Raw genomic sequence first — 5124 nt, 5'->3', positions numbered from 1 at the left:
GGGTTCCGGCAAGGGCACGCCCCCGCGCCGGAACCGGGCCGTCCCCGGTGCGCGTCCGCGCCCCGGGGCGTCGAAGAAGGCCCCGGCGCCCGCGACCCGCAAGGTCGTGTTCGACGCCGCACCCGCCGCGGCGGAGGAGCCGCGCACGTTCCGGCTGGGCGCGGTGCCGGGGGCCACTCCCGGCACCTGGATCGACCGGTGGAAGCAGCGCCTCCCCGACGTGCCGCTCGAGCTCGTCCCGATCGAGGTCGCCGCGCAGCGCTCGGCTCTCGACGACCTCGACGCCGCCCTCGTCCGCCTGCCGCTCGACGACGCGTCGTTGCACGTGATCCCGCTGTACGACGAGGTGCCCGTGGTCGTGGCCGCCGCGGACTCCCACCTGATGGCCGCGGACGAGCTCACCCCGGACGACCTGGACGGCGAGGTGCTCATCGCGCTGAGCGACGACGTGTGGGGCGGCCTCGCGCTCCCCGGGACGACGGCCGCGCGGTTCGCACCCCTCGCCACGTCCGACGCGATCGCCACCGCCGCCTCGGGCGTGGGCGTGGTGATCGTGCCGATGTCGCTCGCGCGCCTGCACCACCGCAAGGACGTCGATCACCGCGTGCTGGCGGGCGGCCCCGTGTCGACCGTCGCGCTGGCCTGGCGCCGCGACCGGACGACGCCCGACGTCGATGCGTTCGTCGGGATCGTGCGCGGACGCACCGCGAACTCGTCCCGCTGAGCGCGTCGGCGCCGTCCCGGCCCCTCGTTAGAATCTCCTGATGGCCTCGCTCCTCTATGTCTGCGTGCGTCCCGAGGTCGGGGCGGCCGACGCCGAGCACGCCTCCTTCCGCCGGGCGCTCGGCGTGGACGTGGTCGACCGGCTCGACCTCCTGCATGAGCCGCTGAGCCCCGCGCATCTGGAGCGCTACCGGGGCATCGTGATCGGGGGATCGCCGTTCAACGTGAGCGACCGGGTGAAGAGCCCGACGCAGCAGCGCGTGGAGGCCGATCTGGAGACGATCGCGCACGCCGCGACCGCGGCCACCGTGGCGGCGTTCTTCACGTGCTTCAGCATCGGCGTGCTCACGCGGATGCGGGGCGGCGAGGTGGTCACGACCATGCCGGAGCCGGCGAGCGCGACCGTGATCCGCACGACGGCGGAGGGCGACGCCGACCCCGTGTTCGGGCCGAGCGGGCCCGCGCTCACGGTGTTCACCGCGCACAAGGAGAGCGCCGCCGCCGTGCCTCCGGGCGCGGTGCTGCTCGCCACGAACGACGCCTGCCCCGTGCAGGCCTACCGGGTGGGGTCGCACCTGTACGCGGCGCAGTTCCACCCGGAGCCCACGCCGCGCGACTTCGCCGACCGGATGACGTTCTACCGCACCACGGGTTACTTCGACCCCGAGCGGTTCGACGCCGTGCAGCGGGAGGTGCTCGCGGCGTCGGTCACCGAGGGGGCCGCGCTGCTGCGACGCTTCGCGGAGACCTTCGCCTGAGCCGTCACCGCGCCCTCACGCGGTGGCGCCACCGCGCAGCAGCTCGATCCGCTCGCGGAGATACGACTCCAGGGGCATGAAGCCGCCCGCGGTGCTCCACCGCACCGACGGCACCCCGTCGACGAGGGCGAGCGGGCCCGAGGAGCCGCCCGCGTCCACCCCGGCGACGTCGATCACGCTCCAGCCCACGTGCACCACCTCGCCCTCCCGGAAGCCACCGCGCAGAGCCTCCGCTCGGCGCTCGGCGCGCGCCCGTGCCGACTCGGCCGTGTAGCCGCGGCGTCCGGGGTCGGCCGCCCGCAGCACCTCGGCGGTGGCGAGGGCGTGCGTGTCGGTGAGCAGCAGCACGCCCAGATGCCAGGCGTCCCCCACGCGCACGATGCGGCGACCCCGCCAGCGCGACTCCCGTTCCTCGCCGAGCCCCTCGCGCGGCACCCCGGCGAGCGCGGCCACCGCGTCGGTCAGCAGGGCGGAGGCGGAGGTCACAGCTCCCCCTGCCTGGTGCGGTCGGCGAGGGCGGGCCCGACCACCGGAGCGCGGTCGCCGCGGAGGGTCATGCCGATCAGCGGGTACAGCAGCACGGACAGCATGCCGGCACCGACGAGCGCCGCGGCCGTGCCCGTGTCGAGCATGTCCTGATCCACGCCGATGCCGGTGACGGCCACGATGATGGGCAGACCGGTCGCGGCGAGCAGGCCCAGGGCGGTGCGGTCGCGCAGGCCCGCTCCCGTCGGCGCGGACAGTTGTGCGGCCGACCCGCGGAACACCAGCAGCGCGACCAGGAACACCGGCACCAGCGCCAGTGCCGTCGGCGACGACCGCAGCGCGTCGAGGTCGAACGTGACGCCGGTGTAGAGGAAGAAGATCGGCACGAGGAAGCCGAACGCGATCGCCTCGATCTTGCTCTCGACCTCCTCGGCGTCCTTCTTCGGGGCCCGCGCCATGATGATCCGCCAGATCGCGCCGGCGACGAACGCCCCCAGCAGCATGTCGAGGTCGAGCATCACGCTGAGTCCGACCAGGGCGGCGATCAGCAGGATCACGAACCGCACCCCGAACTGGTCGGAGGTGTGCAGCGTCGCCCGCACGATGCCGTGCAGTCGCCCGTGCGGCATGCGATGGGCGATCAGGACGGCGAGTCCGGCGAGCACCACGAAGGTCAGCAGGACCGCGGTCGCCAGGGGCGTGGTCCGGGTGCTGAGGAACAGGGAGATCGCGATCAGCGGCAGGAACTCCCCGACCGCCCCGATCGTGCTGATCGCCCGGCCGAACGGGCTGTCCAGCTCCCGCGCGTCACGGAGGATCGGCATGAGCGTGCCGAGGGCGGTGGAGCTGAGGGCGATACCGATGACAACCATGCCCTCCCCCGGCGCGAAGAAGAACCCGAGCCCGATCCCGAGCAGCACGCTGAGCAGCCACCCGAGCGACGCCCGGGCGAGCGGTTTCCCGGCGACCGTGCGGAAGTCGATCTCGGAGCCGGCGACGAAGAACAGCACGGCCAGGCCGAAGTCGCTCAGCTTCTCCAGCAGCGGACCCGGCTCGACCCAGCCGAGCACGGCGGGGCCGACGAGGATCCCCAGCACGAGCTCGAACACGATGATCGGCACGCGCACGAGCGGCCGGACGCCCCGGGCGAGCAGAGGGGCGGCGACCGCCAGCAGGGGGATCAGCACCAGGCCGACGTCGCTCGCGTCCACGGTCTCAGGGTAGCGACGCCCCCGGCGATTCGCTCCCCGCCCGCGCGACACGGCAGAATCGAGGCACACCCTGGAGGAGCCCCCATGAGCCAGCCCGATACCGCCCGCCTGCTGATCGCCTGCGACGACCAGCCCGGCATCGTCGCCGCGGTCGCCGGTGTGCTCGCGCGGCACGGTGCGAACATCATCTCGCTCGACCAGCACTCCACCGACTCCGAGGGCGGACGCTTCTTCCAGCGCACCGTCATCCACCTCCCCGGTCTGGCCGCCGCGCGCCCCGCGCTCGAGGCCGACATCGCCGACGTCGCGGAGCGCTTCGGCATGGAGTGGTCGCTGCACGACGTGTCCCGGCGCAAGCGCGTCGCGATCTTCGTGTCGAAGTACGACCACTGCCTCATGGAGCTGCTGTGGCGCACGCAGCGCGGGCAGCTCGACATCGACATCACCATGGTCGTGTCGAACCATCCCGACCTCGCCGAGGCCGTGCGCTCGTTCGGCGTGCCGTTCGTGCACATCCCCTCGGGCGACAAGCAGGCCATGGAGGAGCGACAGCTCGAGCTGCTGCAGGGCAACGTCGACTTGGTCGTGCTCGCCCGCTACATGCAGATCCTCACGGACGACTTCATCACGCGCCTCGAAGCCCCCGTCATCAACATCCACCACTCGTTCCTGCCCGCGTTCATCGGCGCCAACCCGTATGCCAGGGCCAAGGAGCGCGGCGTGAAGCTGATCGGGGCGACCGCGCACTACGCCACGGCCGACCTCGACGAGGGGCCGATCATCGAGCAGGACGTCACGCGGGTGACGCACTCCGAGTCCGCCGCCGAACTGCAGAGCCGCGGCGCCGACGTCGAGCGCCTCGTGCTCGCCCGCGCCGTGCAGTGGCACGCCGAGGACCGCGTGATCGTGCACGGCCGCTCGACCGTCATCCTCTGACCAGGTTCACTCCCCCGGGAGTGAGGCGAGCACGTCGACGGCGAGACCGTGGGACGCCGCGGCCAGGCGCTTGTCGTTCGTCCACAGTTCGGTGCATCCGGACAGCTGTGCCGCCGCCAGATGCAGGGCGTCCGGGGTCTTGATCCCGAAGTCGGCACGCAGCTCCGCTGCACGGACGAACACCGGCGCGTCGAGATCGACCGTCTCGATGTGCTCGAACATCGCAAGGTAGCGGTCGCGAAGCTCCGCGTTGCGCTCGCGGAGCGGACGCACGAGGCACTCCTGGAGTGCGAGGGCGCTGGAGGCCACGGCGATGTCGACCTTCGCCAGTGCGCGTCGCACCGCCGCGCCCGACGTGCCCCGGTCCTCCAATGCGTAGATCAGGATGCACGAGTCGAGATAGATCACTCCCAGGCGTCCCGGTTCTCTCGGATCTGGCTGTCGAGTTCGCTGGTCGGGCGGGACAGTCGATCGGGCAGCGGGTCGCGCTCGATCCACTCGACGAGGACGCGTCCGCTGAGCACCACGTCGACCGGCCCGATCGGCACGATACGTGCCACGGGAGTCCCCCGCTTGGTGATCACGACGTCTCCTCCGGCCTGCGACTCGGCGATCAGCCGGGAGAGGTTGTTCCGGGCGTCGAGCACGCTCTGAGTGGACATGACGCCATCATAGCCATCTTCCTAGCCATTTCGCCTCACGCCGCCGACAAGGCCGGCGGCGAGCTCGGCGAACACGTCGGCGGCGGTGGTGCCGCGGGCGAGCGGAGCCGCCTGACCCAGCCACAGCGACTGCAGCTCGCCGAGGTTCTGCTCCCCGGCCGCCGTGCGGAAGCGCCCCGTGAGCCAGTTCTGCATCGGGAAGGGGGCGATGGTGCCGCTCGCCTCGATCGCCCGCACGGCGCGGTTGCGGGCGCCGCGCGCGAGCCGTCCGCTCATCGCCCGGGTCAAAACGGTGTCGTCCGCGGCGGTCGCGCGGATCGCGTCCCGGTGCGCCGCGGTCGACGCGGA

At 72.4% G+C, this 5124-nt stretch carries 8 protein-coding genes; 3 read left to right on the top strand and 5 right to left on the bottom strand.

What is annotated here, in order from left to right; all coding sequences use genetic code 11:
• Together DW309_RS03215 and DW309_RS03210 are read left to right on the top strand one after the other, a co-directional pair.
• Nucleotides 1-724, top strand: a 724-nt coding sequence (locus tag DW309_RS03215) for a LysR family substrate-binding domain-containing protein (RefSeq protein WP_240753113.1), incomplete at its 5' end; no start/stop codon positions are given.
• A 40-nt stretch (nucleotides 725-764) separates the two neighbouring features.
• Nucleotides 765-1481, top strand: a complete 717-nt coding sequence (locus DW309_RS03210; protein ID WP_136033159.1) for a glutamine amidotransferase-related protein — start codon at nucleotides 765-767, stop codon at nucleotides 1479-1481.
• Between the two features lie 15 nt (nucleotides 1482-1496).
• Here the strand turns inward: DW309_RS03210 and DW309_RS03205 are convergent, their stop codons facing one another.
• Together DW309_RS03205 and DW309_RS03200 are read right to left on the bottom strand one after the other, a co-directional pair.
• Nucleotides 1497-1967 carry a glutaminase gene (locus DW309_RS03205; RefSeq protein ID WP_136033161.1) on the bottom strand — a complete coding sequence of 157 codons (471 nt, stop codon included), beginning with the start codon at nucleotides 1965-1967 and terminating at the stop codon, nucleotides 1497-1499.
• Nucleotides 1964-3178 carry a cation:proton antiporter gene (locus DW309_RS03200; protein ID WP_240753112.1) on the bottom strand — a complete coding sequence of 405 codons (1215 nt, stop codon included), beginning with the start codon at nucleotides 3176-3178 and terminating at the stop codon, nucleotides 1964-1966. The genes DW309_RS03205 and DW309_RS03200 overlap by 4 nt, the downstream gene beginning before the upstream one ends.
• A gap of 84 nt (nucleotides 3179-3262) precedes the next feature.
• Between DW309_RS03200 and purU the strand changes: the two genes are divergently transcribed.
• Complete coding sequence (purU, locus tag DW309_RS03195; RefSeq protein WP_136037330.1) at nucleotides 3263-4114, top strand: formyltetrahydrofolate deformylase; 852 nt, start codon at nucleotides 3263-3265, stop codon at nucleotides 4112-4114.
• A 6-nt stretch (nucleotides 4115-4120) separates the two neighbouring features.
• Here the strand turns inward: purU and DW309_RS03190 are convergent, their stop codons facing one another.
• The 3 genes from DW309_RS03190 to DW309_RS03180 form a co-directional block, all read right to left on the bottom strand.
• Nucleotides 4121-4522 (bottom strand): type II toxin-antitoxin system VapC family toxin, encoded by a 402-nt coding sequence (locus DW309_RS03190; protein ID WP_168387158.1) that lies wholly within the window; start codon nucleotides 4520-4522, stop codon nucleotides 4121-4123.
• Nucleotides 4519-4776 (bottom strand): type II toxin-antitoxin system Phd/YefM family antitoxin, encoded by a 258-nt coding sequence (locus DW309_RS03185; RefSeq protein ID WP_136044537.1) that lies wholly within the window; start codon nucleotides 4774-4776, stop codon nucleotides 4519-4521. The genes DW309_RS03190 and DW309_RS03185 overlap by 4 nt, the downstream gene beginning before the upstream one ends.
• 21 nt (nucleotides 4777-4797) lie before the next feature.
• The coding region (locus tag DW309_RS03180; protein WP_205812602.1) for a nitronate monooxygenase at nucleotides 4798-5124 on the bottom strand (327 nt) is incomplete at its 5' end.

It is taken from the genome of Microbacterium sp. K41 (assembly GCF_004794395.1).
Taxonomy (GTDB): Bacteria; Actinomycetota; Actinomycetes; order Actinomycetales; family Microbacteriaceae; genus Microbacterium; species Microbacterium sufflavum.
Note: the sequence above shows the minus strand (reverse complement) of the source record. Positions and strands in the feature narration are given on the sequence as shown.